This window comes from Mycobacterium bohemicum DSM 44277 (assembly GCF_001053185.1).
Taxonomy (GTDB): domain Bacteria; phylum Actinomycetota; class Actinomycetes; order Mycobacteriales; family Mycobacteriaceae; genus Mycobacterium; species Mycobacterium bohemicum.
This window is the reverse complement of record NZ_CSTD01000001.1, coordinates 1,252,305-1,268,779: the sequence shown is the minus strand read 5'-3', so window position 1 is coordinate 1,268,779 and position 16,475 is coordinate 1,252,305. Positions and strand designations below refer to the sequence as shown.

The 16,475-nt window shown below is 67.7% G+C and carries 6 protein-coding genes; 5 read left to right on the top strand and 1 reads right to left on the bottom strand.

Annotated features, from left to right (window positions below; genetic code table 11):
- Positions 1-292: 292 nt before the first annotated feature.
- The 4 genes from BN971_RS05860 to BN971_RS26255 all read left to right on the top strand — a co-directional run bounded on the left by BN971_RS05860 (position 293) and on the right by BN971_RS26255 (position 14,837).
- Positions 293-1,432, top strand: a complete 1,140-nt coding sequence (locus BN971_RS05860; RefSeq protein ID WP_245836627.1) for a class I SAM-dependent methyltransferase — start codon at positions 293-295, stop codon at positions 1,430-1,432.
- Positions 1,433-1,493: 61 nt separating this feature from the next.
- Positions 1,494-2,762 carry a glycosyltransferase gene (locus tag BN971_RS05855; RefSeq protein ID WP_085180211.1) on the top strand — a complete coding sequence of 423 codons (1,269 nt, stop codon included), beginning with the start codon at positions 1,494-1,496 and terminating at the stop codon, positions 2,760-2,762.
- Positions 2,763-2,996: 234 nt separating this feature from the next.
- Positions 2,997-14,021, top strand: coding sequence for a type I polyketide synthase (locus BN971_RS05850; RefSeq protein WP_085180210.1), 11,025 nt, complete (start codon positions 2,997-2,999; stop codon positions 14,019-14,021).
- A 252-nt stretch (positions 14,022-14,273) separates the two neighbouring features.
- Positions 14,274-14,837, top strand: a complete 564-nt coding sequence (locus tag BN971_RS26255) for a PE family protein (protein ID WP_085180209.1) — start codon at positions 14,274-14,276, stop codon at positions 14,835-14,837.
- A gap of 104 nt (positions 14,838-14,941) precedes the next feature.
- Here BN971_RS26255 and BN971_RS05840 read toward each other — a convergent pair whose 3' ends face one another.
- Positions 14,942-15,805: a class I SAM-dependent methyltransferase gene (locus BN971_RS05840; RefSeq protein ID WP_085180208.1), complete on the bottom strand. Its 864-nt coding sequence runs from the start codon at positions 15,803-15,805 to the stop codon at positions 14,942-14,944.
- 444 nt (positions 15,806-16,249) lie between these two features.
- Between BN971_RS05840 and BN971_RS05835 the strand changes: the two genes are divergently transcribed.
- Positions 16,250-16,474: an MbtH family protein gene (locus tag BN971_RS05835; RefSeq protein WP_085180207.1), complete on the top strand. Its 225-nt coding sequence runs from the start codon at positions 16,250-16,252 to the stop codon at positions 16,472-16,474.
- Position 16,475 lies beyond the last annotated feature (1 nt).

The window sequence follows — 16,475 nt, the reverse complement described above, 5'->3', positions numbered from 1 at the left end:
AATAGCTAACGCCGTCGGTGTGCTGCAAGATCACCAGCCTTGGAAAGAGAAGAGGACGTGTTCTTCGAGTCGGGGAATTATTACACACCTGTCCAACCCATTGGGTATGTTGGCGAATCATCAGTCATCGTCGTCGGCTCGGGAGCCTCTGGCTGTTTGGGCTGTCATCGAGCCGACGGAAGGCGGTCCTCATTGCGGGCGGAAACCCCGACATCGCCCAGGGCTTCCCTGCGGGCGCGCGGGCGTGCGAGATCGCGGGGATTCGTCAAACCGAACGCTCGGAGGTGAACCGGTGAGCGTAGTCGACAGTCCGACGGTGGACAGCCCACCGGCAGTGGATCGGACGACCCTTCACCAGGTGTGGAAGGCGATCCTGATCGGCATCGCGATCGTCGTGGCGACGGCGTGTTACTTCCTGCCGGCTCTCCTCGGCGCCCTCGGTCTGCTTCTGCTGCTGCTCGTGTGTGCGCGCCTGGTTTATCGGGATCGCGATCGCTACATTCCCAACTTGTATTCTCGGGACACGAGGGTTTACGAGGACGCCTATCGCGCGTTCATCGGCCGCACGCTCCGCGATATTCGGCGGTGCAAGATACGGGGCCACACGCTGTTGTGGGAAGCGTCGCGCCTGCCGAAACCAAGCCGCGCGGATTCCGACGAACTCCTCCTGGATCTGGGCGTCTGGCTCGGCTGGTCGACACGGTTGATGGCTGACGCTTCCGGCCGCCCCGTGTACGGCTTCGACACCTTTGAGGGCCTCGTTGAAGACTGGCAGGTCGACGATCAGATCCTCATTAAACGTGGAAGCTTTTCACTGTCGGAACCGCTGGCGAAGCGTTCGATGCGCGACACCGGGGTGAGCCTGCACGACGGTCTGCCCGAAGCGCTCGGACGCAATGTGCAATTCATCAAGGGAAGCACCTACGACACGCTGGCTCCGTTCCTGGCCGACCGACCGGACGCCCCGATCCGGCTGTTCCACATGGATTTGGATACCTATGAGAGTTGCCTGCATGCGCTAGAAGCCTGCAAGGACCGCTTTGTCGAAGGATCCATTCTCGTCTTCGACGAGTACCTCGTCACCAATGCGGAAATGCGGGCATTCTTCGAGTTCCAGGACGAGTACGCGCTGGAATGGCGATACCGGGCCTGGGGTCTCGAAGTCATGGAAATGAACGTCGAGATGGTTCGCGCGCGGTCGAAACGCCTGGCGTACTACCTGCTCTGGATCGCAGCGTATTGGCTGGCGGGCGACGGCAGCTACGTCTGGAAGTTCTTCGGCCGACGGTTTTGGCGATTCTGGCTGGGCGCACCGGCCGGCGACATCCTTTTCATGCTTGGTGCTGCCGGACAACGGAAGTCGGTCAGTCTCGAAATTACCGGTTTGGGAAAGTTGGACCCGACCCGCCCGCGCAATCAGAACCGCGGGTGAGGGGCAGTCCCTTGGACCTACGCCTGACTCGCGTGGCGCGGCAGGGTAGGGGGGGCCCGCGATGAGATTCGTCCTGGCGAGCTGGGGAAGCCGCGGCGACGTCGAGCCCAACCTCGCCGTCGGTCGCGAGTTGGTGCGCCGAGGGCACGAGGTCTGCATGGCCGTCCCGCCCGATTTGGTCGGCTTCACGGAGGCGGCCGGCGTCGCCGCCGTCGGCTTCGGCCCGGAGGCGCGGTCCATTCTGGACGCGCACCGCGAATTCTGGACGTGCTTCTTCAGCCGCCCCTGGCGGATCCGGGATCTGGTCAGATCGCGCCTCGAAATCTCGGTGCCCCTGCTGCGGGCTTGGCAAGAGATGAGCACGACGCTGGTGTCGCTGGCGGACGGGGCAGACCTGCTGTTCACCGGCATCAATTTCGAGGACGCCGCCGCCAACGTCGCGGAGCACTACGGCATTCCCTTGGCCACGTTGCACTACTTCCCGCTACGGCCCAACGGCCAGACCCTGGCATTCCTGCCGGCGCCGATGGCCCGCGCGGCGGTGACGGCGTTTTGGTGGGCGTCTTGGCGTGCGACGAAGAAGGTCGAGGAGGCTCAGCGCCGCGAGCTGGGTCTGCCGAAGGCGAGAGGATCGGCGCCGCGGAGGATCACCGAACGCGGATCCTTGGAAATGCAGGCCTACGAGGAGGCACTCTTTCCGGGGCTGGCGGCCGAATGGGCGGAATATAAGGAACAACGTCCCTTCGTCGGCGCGCTGACGCTCGGGTTGGCAACCGATGCCGACGAGGAAGTCGCGTCCTGGGTCGCCGCGGGAACGCCCCCGATCTATTTCGGGTTCGGCAGCACCCCGGTCGAATCTCCCGCCGACACGATCGCCATGATCGGCGCGGTCTGCGCGCGGTTGGGTGAGCGCGCGTTGGTGGGCGGCGCCGGAACCGACTTCGGCGGCGTCCCCCATCCCGACCACGTCAAGGTAGTGAGCGCGGTGAACTTCTCGACCGTCTTTCCCGCCTGCCGCGCGGTCGTGCACCACGGGGGCACGGGCACCACGGCCACGGGCTTGCGCGCGGGAGTCCCCACGCTCATTCTTGCGACGGACATCGATCAGACGCTGTCCGGATCTCGGGTCAAAGCGCTCAAGGTCGGCACCTCGCGGCGCTTCTCGACCGCGGACGAGAAATCCCTCGCCGCGGATCTGCGCACGATCCTCGCCCCCGAATACGCTGCCCGGGCCCGCGAGCTCGCCACCCGGATGACCGATCCCGCCAAGAGTGTCGCCACCGCCGCCGACCTTCTGGAAGATTTCGCCCGCGCGCGCCGTGGTGGCTAATGGGCGACGGACGCCATCAAACCCGGAAGCCAGGCGCTGTGGCGCCTGCCGGGAGCAATTGCCGATTCGGGTGACAGCCGTCTCACCCGGCAAGTATGGTCTAGAACTTGTTACACCCATGTCGAGTAATGGTCTGGAGACACGGTTGAGCACCAATCCGTTCGATTTTGGTAGTGGCAGCCCTGTGGTCGCGGTTGTCGACCAGGTGCGGCACGAGACGATCGGCGCTGCGAAATGACCGATCTGCAAAATCGCGATGAGGCACCGCAGCGTGCGCGCGGATCGCAGGGGACGGGCGACCGTTTCGCGATCGTCGGCTACGCGGTGCGCCTTCCGGGCGCCCCTGACGCGGACGCGTTCTGGGACGTGCTGCAGCAGGGGCGGGATGCCCTGTCGGAGGTGCCGCCGGACCGCTGGGACGTCGACGAATTCTACGACCCGGACCCCGACGCGCCCGGCAAGATCGTCAGCCGCCGGGCGGGCTTCATCGAGGACGTGACCGGATTCGACGCGCCGTTCTTCGGGCTGTCGAACCGCGAAACCATGCTGATCGACCCCCAGCACCGGATCCTGCTGGAGACCGCGTGGCAAGCCGTCGAACATTCGGGCACCGCGCCGTCGGCCCTGGCCAACACCAAGACCGGTGTGTTCATGGGCCTGGGCACCCACGACTACCTCGGACTGATTTCCGAACAGCTGAGTTACGAGGAGATCGAGGCGTACGTCGCGATCGGGACGTCGTCCGCGGCGGGGGCGGGCCGGATCAGCTACGGGCTCGGGCTGCAGGGCCCGGCGGTGTCCGTCGACACGGCTTGCAGCTCCTCGCTGGTGGCGGTCCATCAGGCGTGCCAGTCGCTGCGTTTCGGGGAGTGCGACCTCGCGCTCGCCGGCGGCGTCAACGTGTTGCTCAGCGCGAAGACCGCGATGACGTTCTCCCACGCCCACATGCTGGCCCCCGACGGCCGGTGCAAGACCTTCGACGCGGCCGCCGACGGGTACGTGCGCGGCGAGGGCTGCGGCGTCGTCGTCGTGAAACGACTCGAGGACGCGATCCGAGACGGTGACCGGATTCGGGCCGTCATCCGGGGCAGCGCGGTCAACCAGGACGGCGCCTCGGGTGGCCTGACGGTGCCCAACGGCGTCGCCCAGCAGCGCGTGATCGCCGAGGCGCTGCAGTGCGCGGGTGTCTCGCCCGGCGAGGTGGGTTACCTGGAGGCGCACGGGACCGGCACCTCGCTGGGTGACCCGATCGAAGTCCAGGCCGCCGGTGCGGCACTGGGCAAGGGACGCGACGCCGACCGACCGCTGCTGATCGGGTCGGTGAAGACCAACATCGGGCACCTGGAAGCGGCCGCGGGGATCGCGGGCCTGATCAAGGTCATCCTGTCGTTCGAGCACGAGGTGTTGCCGAAGCACCTGAACTTCAGCAAACCGTCGCCGCACATTCCCTGGGACCGGCTCCCGGTGCGGGTGGTCGACGAGGCGGTGCCGTGGGCGCGCGACGGGCGGCCCCGCATCGCCGGGATCAGCTCGTTCGGATTCTCCGGAACCAACGCGCACGTCATTCTCGAGGAAGCCCCCGAGGCGAGCCACGTCGGCGCGCCCGCGACCCCGTCCGACGACCGGCGGTTCAGCCTGTTGCCGCTCTCGGCGCGCAGCCCGGCCGCCCTGGCGGAGCTCGCCAAGGCATACGGCAGTTGGCTGGCCGACCACCCCGACGCCTCGCTGGCCGACGTGTGCCTCACCGCGGGGTCGGGGCGCTCGCACTTCGAGCACCGGGCCGCCATCGTGGTCAATTCGATGGAATCCGCGCGCGAGCAACTCGCCGCGCTCGCCGACGAGCGTCCGGCCCCGGGCCTGCTGCGCGGGGAGTGCACCGACCGGCCGAAGACGGCGTGGTTGTTCACGGGACAGGGCAGCCAGTACGCCGGCATGGCGCGTGAGCTCTTCGAGACCGAGCCGGTGTTCGCCGAGACGATGACCCAGTGCGCGGCGGCCGTCGCCGGCGTGCTCGAAAAGCCCCTGCTGGACGTGATTTTCGATCCGGACGGCGACGACACTTTGCGGCTGACCAGCTATGCGCAGCCCGCCTTGTTCGCGGTGGAGATGGGCCTGGCCCGCCTGTGGCAGTCGTGGGGCTTCGAACCCGACGTGGTGATCGGACACAGCGTCGGCCAATACACGGCGGCCTGCGTCGCCGGCGTGTTCAGCCTCGAGGACGGGGCCCAGCTGCTGGCCGAGCGCGGGCGCCTGTTCGGCAGCCTGCCCGACGGCGGGCGGATGGTCGCGGTCTTCGCCGCCGCCGAGCGGGTGGAGAGCCTGACCGACGAGTTCCCGAGCCTGTCGGTGGCCGCGTACAACGGCGCCAACACCGTGCTGTCGGGACCCGTCGAGGATCTGGAGCGGGCGGTGGCCGGCCTGGAGGACGACGGCGTGCGCTGTGACTGGCTCGACACCAGTCACGCCTTCCATTCGGCGCTGCTGGATCCGGTCCTCGACGAGTTCGAGTCGTATGCGAATCGGTTCACCTTCGGCGCGCCGCAGCGGACGCTGGTCTGCAACCGCACCGGTGCCGCGCTGGGCAGAAGCGCGAAACTGGACGGCGCGTACTGGCGCCGCCACGCGCGGCAGCCGGTCGAGTTCGCCAAGAGCGTGCACACCCTGGCCGACCTGCACTGCACGATGCTGCTGGAGATCGGCCCGCAGCCGATCCTGACCGCCGCGGCCCTGCGCGCCTGGCCCGACCCGGCCACCGCACCGCGGGCGGTCGCGTCGATGCGCAAGAACATCGCCGACCATCGCCAGATCACCGAAGCCCTGGCCAACGCCTACATCGTCGGCCACCGGCCCGACTTCGGCGCCCTCGCGGGGCCGGCGCGCAAGCTCGACCTGCCGACCTATCCGTTCCAGCACCGCCAGTACTGGTTCAAGGAGCAGCGGGTCACGCCCGCCCACGCCCCGACCCAGGTGGCGGCCGCGCGCACCGAAACCGTCCGGCTTCTCGAGGACGGCCGGTTCGACGAGCTCGCCGCACTGCTCGGCGGCAACGGCAATCAACAGCCCGTCGAGATGCTCAAACAGCTTGCGGCACAACACAACCAAGAACGCAGCGTGCAGTCGATCGCGGACTCCCGCTACGAGATCCGGTGGGAGAAGTCCGCTGCCTCGAGCGCGAAGGCCGGTGAGGGATCCGGCTGGCTGTTGATCGGCGACGACGCCGGGGCGGCGCAGCCCGTGGTCGACGCCCTGACCGCGGGTGGCCACCGGCACCGGATCATCGGGCTGCCGGTGTCCGACGCGGACGAGGAGCGGCTGGCAACGGCGTTGCGCGCGGCGGCGGCGGAGGAACCGGAGCTGCGCATCGTGCTTCTCGCGGCGCTCGACTCCGACACCGCAACCTCGACGCGATCGCTGCTGCGGATGCAACACCGTGTCCTCGGCGGCACCCGGCGACTGTTCCGCGCCGCGGCCACCGCCGAACTGCGCGCACCCATCTGGCTGGTGACCCGCGGTGCGCAACGGGTCACCAACTCCGACGCCGTGTCACCGGTGCAGACCTGCCTGTGGGGCTTCGGCCGCGCCGCCGCCCTGGAATACCCACGACTGTGGGGCGGGCTGGTGGACCTGCCTGCCGCCGGTGCCCCGGACGACGGGGTGTGGTCGCGGTTGATCGACCGGATGGTCGCCGCACCGCGCGGCTCGGCCAGTTCGGAAGACCAGATCGCCCTGCGCGAACAAGCGGTGTACGTTCCCCGGCTCACGCGGCGATCCGGGCAACCGGCCGCCAAGCCGCTGGCACTACGCGATGACGCAACCTATTTGGTCACCGGTGGGCTCGGCGGCGTCGGGATGGAGATCGCCGGATACCTGGCCGCCCACGGTGCCCGGCATCTGGTGCTGACCAGCCGGCGCACACCCGGCGACGCCGCACAGCAGCGCATCCAGGCGCTGCACGACCAGCACGGCTGCGACGTCCGCGTGATCACGGCCGATGTCGCCGACCTGCACGACGTCGCTCGCCTCGTGTCGACGATTCAGGCCGAACTGCCGCCGCTGGCCGGCATCGTGCACGCCGCCGGCGAGATCGGCAACACCCCGCTGCAAACCCTGGACGACGCCGAGATAGACCGGGTGTTCGCCGGAAAGGTCTGGGGCGCATGGCATTTGACCGAAGCCATCGCGGACATGAAGCTCGACTTCTTCCTGTGCACCTCCTCGATCTCCGGGGTGTGGGGCAGCGGTGGCCAGAGCGCATACAGCGCGGCCAACGCGTTCCTTGACGGGCTGGCCTGGCAGCAGCGCGAGCACGGTTACGTCAGCGTCAACTTCGGCCCCTGGTCGGCGGCCGGCATGGCCGACGAGGCCGCCCGAGCGCAACTGGACAAGCGCGGCGTCCGGCCGCTGTCACCCGCCGACGCACTCGCGGGAATGGCCGACGTGATGGGCGGGTCGTCGCCGCAAGGCGTGGTGGCCAAGATCGACTGGGCCAGCTTCCTGCCGCTGTACCAAATGGCGGGCAAGCGGGGCTTCCTGACGGAGCTGCAGCAGGAGGTGCCCGACTCCGCGCCCGAGCTGGCGGCGTCGGGGACCACCCAACTGGTCGAACGGCTCACCGCGGCCCCGGTGCAGCAGCGCAAGAAACTGGTCGTGGACTATCTGCGCGACGCCGTCGCCGAGGTGACCCGGATCGACCCCGCGGAAATCCGCGAGGAGGCCGGACTTTTCGACCTCGGTATGGATTCGCTGATGGCCGTCGAACTGCGCCGCCGACTGGAACGGGCCGTGGGCAAGGAACTGCCGGCCACCCTGGCGATGGACTACCCGCGCATCACCGACGTCGCGAATTTCCTCATCAACGACGTCCTTAGCCTCAATGCCCCGGCGGCCGCGCAAGCGGCGCCGGTGGCGGCCCCGGTGACGCAGACAACGGGGCGCACGGACGAGCCGATCGCGATCGTCGCGGTGGCCTGCCGCTTCCCGGGTGCGCCCGATCCCGAAAGCTACTGGGAGCTGCTGTCCGGGGGCGTCGACGCGATCCGGGAGATCCCGGACGACCGGTTCGACGTCGATGAGTACTACGACCCGGATCCCGAGGCGCCGGGCAAGATCTACACCCGCTACGGCGGATATCTCGACAAGATCGACGGATTCGACCCGGAGTTCTTCGGCATCTCCCCGCGCGAGGCCGTGTGGATGGATCCGCAGCAGCGGTTGATGCTGGAAATCGCGTGGGAGGGACTGGAGCGCGCCGGGTACTCGCCCGCGGGGTTGCGCGGCAGCCGAACCGGCGTGTTCGTGGGCGTGGCCGCCAACGAGTACTCGCAGTTGCTCAACGCCAACTCGGTCGAGACCATCGAGGCCCATTTCATTACGGGCAACGCGCTCAACGTGATCGCGGGCCGGGTGGCGTTCGCGCTCGGGCTGGAAGGGCCCGCGATGGCGGTGGATACCGCGTGCAGCGCGTCGCTGGTCGCGGTCCATCAGGCCTGCCAGGCATTGCATTCCGGCGACTGCGACATGGCGCTGGCCGGCGGGGTGAACGTCCTGGTGAGCCCGGCGTCGATCGTTGCCACCGCGCGCGCCAGGATGCTTGCCGCCGACGGTCGGTGCAAGACCTTCGACGCCAGGGCGAACGGCTACGCGCGCAGTGAAGGCTGCGGGATCCTGGTGCTCAAGCGGCTCAGCGACGCCGAGCGCGACGGCGACCAGATCTGCGCGGTCATCCGCGGGAGCGCGGTCAACCAGGACGGCGCTTCCAGCGGTCTGACGGTGCCCAATGGTGGTGCGCAGCAACGGCTCATCGCCGCGACGCTGGCGCGCGCCGGCCTGGTCGGCGGGGACGTCGACTACCTGGAGGCGCACGGCACGGGCACCTCGCTGGGTGACCCGATCGAAGTCCAGGCCGCCGCGGCCGCCTACGGTGTCGGCCGCGACCCGAACCGGCCGCTGCTGATCGGGTCGGTGAAGACCAACATCGGCCACCTCGAGTCGGCGGCGGGGATCGCCGGCCTGATCAAGGTCGTGCTGTCCCTGCAGCACGGAGTCCTGCCGCAGATCCTGCACTTCGAGAACCCGTCGCCGCACATCCCGTGGGATTCCCTGCCGGTGCGGGTGGTGGACAAGCCGATTCCGTGGCACGCCAACGGCAGGCCGCGCCGCGCCGGGACGAGCTCCTTCGGGTTCTCCGGTACGAACGCACACGTCCTGATCGAGGAGGCTCCGCCGGCCACGGCGGTGGCACACGACGTTTCGCCCGGCGACACCGCGGAACCCGAGAGCGGCCATGACCTCGTCAACGTGCTGCCGCTGTCGGCCCGCTCACCGCAGGCGCTGGCCGCGCTGGCGCAACGCTACGCGGGCTGGCTGGATCAGCACCCCGACGTCGACATCGCGGACGTGTGCTTCACCGCCGCCGTCGGGCGTTCGCATTTCGAACACCGGGCCGCGCTGGTCGTGGAATCGGTCGACGGCGCGCGCGAACTCCTGCACGGGTTGGCCGAGAACCGGCTGGGCCCGGGCGCGATGCGCGGCGAGTGCGGAGACCCGCCGAAGACGGCGTGGTTGTTCACCGGGCAGGGCAGCCAGTACCCGGGGATGGCGCGCGAACTGTTCGACACCGAACCGGTGTTCGCCGAGACCGTCAGGCGGTGCGCGGAGGCGGTCGACGGGATGCTGCCGCGTCCACTGCTGGAGGTGCTGTTCGACACGTCCAGCGACGCGGGAGAAACCCTGCGGCACACCTCCTTTGCGCAGCCGGCGCTGTTTGCGGTCGAGATGGGCCTGGCGCGGCTGTGGCAGTCGTGGGGTATCGAGCCCGACGTGGTGCTGGGGCACAGCGTGGGCCAGTATGCCGCGGCGTGCGTGGCGGGCGTGTTCAGCCTCGAGGACGGGGCGCGCCTGATCGCCGAGCGCGGCCGGCTGTTCGGCAGTCTGCCCGAGGGCGGACGGATGGTGGCGGTGTTCGCCGACGCCCAGCGAGTGGAGCGGGCCGCGGAGGAATTCCCGCACATCTCGGTCGCGGCCTACAACGGCCCCAACACGGTGCTGTCGGGTCCCGGCGCGGATCTGGAAGACATCGTCGCGAAGTTGAGCGCCGACGGAATGCGGTGCACGTGGCTGGACACCAGCCACGCGTTCCATTCCGAACTGCTGGAGCCGGTGCTCGACGAGTTCGAGTCGTACGCAAAGGGATTCGAGTTCGCCGTCCCCACCATGCCCCTGGTGTGCAACCGGACGGGCGCGCTGCTCACCGCGGAAACGCCGCTGGACGCGCAGTATTGGCGGCGGCACTCCCGGCAACCGGTGCAGTTCGCCGAGAGCGTGCGCACCGTCGCGGCGCTGGGTTGCTCGGTGTTGATGGAGATCGGTCCGCAACCGGTCCTGACCAACGCCGCGGCGCAGGCATGGCCGGATTCCTCGCCCGCTCCGCGCGCGATCGTGTGCCTCCGCAAGGACGCGGACGCCCGGCGCCAGATGGCGGAAGCGCTGGCCGGCGCCTACGTCAGCGGCCACCGGCCCGCGTTCGCCGCGCTGTACCACCGGCCGCGCCACAAGCTGGCGCTGCCCACCTATGCGTTCCAACGCCGCCGCTTCTGGCCCAAGAATGCCGACATCCGCGGCATCGACGGGCAGGGTGCGGCCGGATCCGGAATCCTGGGGAGCGCAAAAGATCTCGCCTCCGGCGATACCGTCTACACCAGCCGGTGGTCCGTCAACACGCAACCGTGGCTGGCGCATCACGTCATCTATGGCACCGTCGTCGTTCCGGGCGCGACGTACGCGACGATGGCGCTCGCCGCGGTGGGGACACCCGCGCAGGTGCGCAATGTCTTCTTCTATGAGCCGATCATTCTGCCGGACAAGCATTCCCGCGAAGTGCAGCTGACCATGCATCCGGCCGAGGATGAGGGCGGCTGGACCTTCCAGGTGCACAGCCGCCCCTACGGTGAGCGCGACGCCGAGTGGTCGTTGAACGCCGATGGCCGGGTTGTCGCCGGCGCCGACGATGCCCTGGCATCGGAGCCGACGGAGTCCATCGATGCCGCATGTGAGCGGTTGGGCCGCACGCGTCCGCAGCAGTTGTTCGACACCTTCGCCGACATGGATCTGATGTGGGGGCCCACGTGGTCCAACTCGCTCAAATCGCTGTGGGCGGGCGACGGTGAGGCGGTCGGCGACATCGCGATCGGTGAGGAACTGGCCGAACAGCTCGGTAACGAGCCGGTCCATCCGGTGCTGCTGGACCTGTGCACCGGTGTCGCCTTCCCGGCCTTCCCCGCGATTCTCGAGGCGGCCGAAGGCGAGGTGCCCGACCTGTTCCTGCCGCTGCGGTATGGGCGTGTGGTACTGCGCGAGAAGTTGCCGAAGCGGTTCTATTGCCGCGCGCGCTGGCAGTCGGGAGGTTCCGACAGCGAAACGCAGGTCTTCGACCTCGATTTCGTGGATCGGGACGGTCGCGAGCTCGGCGGGATTCGGGAGTTCACGGTCAAACGCGCCCCGCGCGAGGCGTTGCTGCGCGGGCTCGGCGGCGATGCCGCCCGCAACCTGTACACCTTCGGCTGGCAGGAGGTGCCACCGCCGGCGTCCGGCAACGGTGCCGGGGACGGTACCTGGCTGATTGCCGGATTCGACGAGCTGGCCGCCAAAATTCAGCGTGGCGTTGCGCTGGATCGTGCCGCAGTCTCAGGGGATGCCGAGGCGTGGAAGCGGCTGCTCGCGGAGGCTTCGGATCGCGGCGCCCCGGTCTCCGGCATCGTCTGGCGCAGCAACGCGCGGCCCGACGGCGAGGAATCGAGTGCCGAACTCGCAGCGCGGCTTCAGGGCGAGATCGACCGGCTGCTCACGGTCGTGCAGACGTTGCAGGCGCAGCAAGACCTGAAACTCACCGGCGGACTGTGGATCGTCACCGAACGGGCCGTGGCGACCGAACCCGGCGAACCGGTCGACCCGGTGCAGTCGGCGCTGTGGGGTTTCGGACGTTCCGTCATCACCGAGCAGCCGGGCCTGCATTGCAGGCTGGTCGACTGCGACGGATTCGATCAGGCCGCGCAATCGCTGGCCGGCCTGCTCGGCACACCGGCGGACGAGCCTGAACTCGCACTGCGGCAAGGAAAGTACTTGGTGCCCCGGCTCCTGCCGTGGGCGCGCAGCGGCCACCTCCCGGTGCCCCGCGGCGGCGATTACATCCTGGAGCCGACCGAACGCGGCGCGATCGACAACCTTCACCTGGTCGGCACCGAAGTGCCGCCGCCGAGCGCGGGTCAGGTGCAGATAAGGGTGGAGGCCGCAGGCCTCAACTTCCGGGATGTGCTCAACGTGCTCGGTCTGTACCCGGGTGACCCGGGACGGGTCGGCGGCGGCGACCTCTGCGGCGTCGTCACGGAGTTGGGCGCCGGGGTTTCCGGATTCGAGGTCGGCCAGCGCGTCTTCGGCTTAATGCCGGGCGGGTTCGCCACCAGGGTCAACGTCCCGGCCCAGTTCCTTGCGCCGGTCCCGCACGGGGTGAGCGCCGTAGGGGCGGCGACCATACCCGCCGGCGCGCTGACGACCCGACTCGCGTTCGACTGGGCGAAGTTGGGGCCCGGTGATCGTGTGCTCATCCACGCCGCCAGTGGTGGCGTCGGTCTGGCCGCGATCCAGATGGCCCAGCAGCGCGGTGCCATCGTCTTCGCCACCGCCAGCACCTACAAACGCGCGACCCTGCGGAAAATGGGTGTGGAGCACATCTACGACTCGCGCACAACGGATTTCGCGGATCAGATCCTCGCCGACACCGGCGGTGCCGGTGTGGACGTCGTGCTCAACAGCCTGACCAACGAGGGTTTCATCGCCGCGACCGTGCGGGCGACCGCACAGGGCGGCCGGTTTGCCGAAATCGCCAAGCGCGACATCTGGACGCGTGAGCAGATGGCGGCGGCCCGTCCCGATATCGACTACGAGATCATCGCGCTGGATGCGTGCATCGAGCACGAACCGGAGCGGACCGGGCAATTGCTGGCCGAGGTGGCCGACAGCATGGCTCGCGGCGAGCTGGCGCCGCTGGCAGTCGAGGTCTACCCGGTGACGGAGGCGAAGACCGCGTTCCGCCGCATGCAGCAGGCCCGGCATATCGGCAAGATCGTGCTGCAGATGCCGAAGCCGCTGCAGCCGCGCGGCGATCGGAGCTATCTGATCACCGGCGGCCTCGGTGCCCTCGGCCTGCACACGGCGGCCCATCTGGCCCAACTCGGAGCCGGTGACATCGTGTTGACCAGCCGGAGCACGCCGGATGCGGAAGCACAACGGGAGATCGACGAGATCACCGAGCGCTACCGGTGCCGGATCCACACCTTCGCGGCCGACGTCGGCGACGAGGCGCAGATCACCGAGCTGATCGGGCGGATCCGGGAGGAGTTGCCGCCGCTGGCGGGGGTGGCACACCTCGCGGGTGTGCTCGACGACGCGCTGCTGTCCGAACAGAGCCCGGAGCGTTTTCGCAAGGTCTTGTCACCGAAAGCAATCGGTGGCTGGCATCTGCATCGGTTGACGAAGAACGATGATCTCGACTTCTTCATCGTGTACTCCTCAGCCTCCAGCGTGCTCGGTTCACCCGGCCAGGCCAACTACGCGGCCGCCAATGCGTTGCTCGACGGGCTCGTTGCGGATCGCCAAGCGCAAGGCCTGCCCGCGACCGGCGTCAACTGGGGACCGTGGGCGAAGGGCGGCATGGCCACGTCGCACGCCGCGCGCGCCAATCTCAGTGCGCAAGGCCTGATTCCGCTGGAGCCCACGGCGGCCCTGACCGCTCTAGACGAGATCGTCGCGCACGGAACGGGGCAGGCAACCGTCATCAAAGCCAACTGGCAGCGCGCTGCGAAAGGTGGGCTGGGCGCCGCCCGCCCGGCGATTCTCGACCACGTGCTTCCGAGTGCCGCCGGGGCGAGCGCCGGCGACAGCGAGCTGCTCCGGCAACTGCACGACGTGCCCGAGGCCGAGCGTGGCAGCTTCCTCACCGAGTTCCTCCGGCACGAAGTGCAGAACTTCCTGCGGCTCGCGCAACCACCGGCGGCAACCAGCCGGTTCCTGGAGCTGGGCACGGATTCGCTGATGGCGGTCGAATTCAGCAACCGGTTGATCCCCCAGTTCGGGGGCGCGTTCACGATCAACGCCACTGCGGTATTCGACTACCCGACGATCGGGTCGCTCGCCGAGTACCTGGCCGCTCAGGTGCCGGAGCCGGACGGGACGGAATCCGATGGTGCGCACGAGCCCGCACACTGACCAACGGGCCGTGACCGACGGACCATGGCAGACGCCGATTCCGAACGGCCCCGATCTGCCGGTGCGCCAGCACAGGCGATCCCTAACCACTGGCAAACCAGTGTTCACACAGATCCGAATATCCCGTGCGTCAGACGGTGCTCCCTGGCCACTGGCAAACCAGTGGTCACATCAGAGATGGCACCGAAGTGTAACGTGATACCTTCAACGCGACATTGAGGCAGAAGTCGCTCTTGTAGTTCGGAGCCCTAGATGTCCTATGTGATTGCAACGCCGGAAGTTTTGGCCGCAGCATCGTCGGAATTGGCCGGAATCGGAGAGGCGATTTCGTCGGCCACTTCGGCGGCGATGCCTTCGACGACGTCGCTACCACCCGCGGCGCAGGATGAGGTTTCGGCGGCGATCTCGCAGTTGTTCGGTGCTTACGCGCAGGAGTATCAGGCGATCAGCGCGCAGGCGGCGCTGTTTCATCAGCAATTCGTAGAAGCCATCAATGCGGGCGGGGGACAATATGCGGCCGCAGAGGCGGCCAATACCTCCCCGTTGCAGAGCTTGTTCGGCACGATTCTTGACGACATCTCGTCCATCAACCAAGGCGTCCGGGCGATCATAGGGCGTCTGCCGGGAGCGCTGTTGCCGCAGCTGCTGTCGGTGCCGTTGCCGCCGCCGTTGCCGCCGCCGTCGCCGTTGCCGTTGCCGTTGCCGGCGTCGTTGCCGGTGCTCGTGCCGTTGCCGCCGCCGTTGCCGCCGTTGCTGCCATTGCCGCCGTTGCCGCCGTCGTTGCCGTTGTTGCCGCCGCCGCCGCTGCCCGTTTGACCCGCGGCGACTGGGCCCGGTGTCCTCCCCGAACGCGCGACGCGGCGTGCCTCGGTCGGCCTCGCACTCGCCGGGCGCATCTCGCGATTGGAGCAGGCTGCGCTCTAGGCCTCTCCGCCCAACCGCGACCTCAATACCCGGTACTCCAACAAGCCCGCCCGGAGCTGCTCGTAGACGGCGGACCCGGGTAGCGCGAGGAAGTTGGCGACACGAGCATTTCCGTCACCATAAACCTGCTCCCAATTACCGCTCGCTTGATCGCGCGACGCCAGGACGTTAGCGGTGATATCACGGTCGCTTTCGGTGGCGAAACCCAGCGCCTTCAAACGCATCCGCACATAGTCCCAGTCCTCGGGGCTCAGGAAGTCCGTATGCAAGAACCAAGCTCCGGGGCGGCAGATCCGGTGGACTTCCTTCAGGAATTTCGGAAGGTTTCCATAGGAATGCGAGGACTCGACGTTAACGACGGCATCGCAACACTTTTCGGGCAGGGGCAGGTTCAGCGCATCGCCGACCTTGAACTCTATCCCGTGCTTGGCGTGCGCTTTGCTGCAGAAGGCGATCGCTTCCGACGACATGTCGATGCCGATCACCTGACCATTGAATTTTTCCGCGATGACAGCGGAGTTTCCTCCGCGGCCACACCCTATCTCGACGATTGTGCGGCCATTTAGGTCAACCGATCCGACCACCTCGAGAATCAGCCGGACCGAGTTCGCGTTGAAGGTGCCCTGGGGGATGGCGAAGGCGGCCTCATTGTTCGAATCCGTGGGAAGGTATCCATAATTCAAGAAGAACGATGAATCGGCCACCCCGACTTCTTCCAAGCGGCGGCTGAGCTTGTTGTAAAAGCTGCGCCACCCACCGGCGGTCGTGGACAGCAGATCGTCAGCCAGGTGCGTCGACATCGCAACTTGCTGATTATCCTCCGATTCGACGTGCACCGAAGGTTCGCTTTGGTGGTCCATTTATGTCGCCTCAATCAACTTGCTTTTGCACCATAATTCGATGGCTTCGCTGTGACGGAACTTATGGTTCGGATCTCTCCGGCCTGACATCGCCCAATCAATCGTGCATGCTCCCAGGGCGACTTGCGCCTCACAGCCTAAGCGTCCGTCCCGCTGACCGTAGCCGATTCGCGACTTCGGTCACCTCGCCGCACGCGCACGGCATGACGAACCCTCGTCGTGGACGCCCAGCGCCGTCGGGGGACATGGGGTTGCTGCTATCACCGCACGAGGTGGGACGCCGCTCGGCGCATGCCACTAATACCCTTCATGGGTCGAGGTCCGGGAGGCGGTACGCCCTGCGGCCTGCCACCTCAATTCCACCAAGGGGCAGACAACTTCTATCGGGCTCGGTATGGTCTAGAACTTGTTATACCCATGTTCAGTAGAGAGTACGGAGACGCGGTGAGCACCAATCCGTTCGACGATGACGAGGGCAGTTTTTTCGTCTTGGTCAACGACGAGGAGCAGCACAGCCTGTGGCCGGCCTTCGCGGATGTCCCGGCGGGGTGGCGGGTGGTGCACGGCGAAGCGGATCGTGCCGCGTGTCTGGACTACATCGAGAAGAACTGGACCGACATACGGCCGAAGAGCCTGCGCGAGCGGTTGGCGGCGGGACAGGGGCGTTGAT

Bases quoted from the DNA above. Each gene is read 5' to 3' on its own strand.
- BN971_RS05855 (WP_085180211.1), top strand. From the start codon at position 1,494: ATGAGATTCGTCCTGGCGAGCTGGGGAAGCCGCGGCGACGTCGAGCCC.
- BN971_RS05850 (WP_085180210.1), top strand. From the start codon at position 2,997: ATGACCGATCTGCAAAATCGCGATGAGGCACCGCAGCGTGCGCGCGGA.
- BN971_RS26255 (WP_085180209.1), top strand. From the start codon at position 14,274: ATGTCCTATGTGATTGCAACGCCGGAAGTTTTGGCCGCAGCATCGTCG.
- BN971_RS05840 (WP_085180208.1), bottom strand. From the start codon at position 15,805: ATGGACCACCAAAGCGAACCTTCGGTGCACGTCGAATCGGAGGATAAT.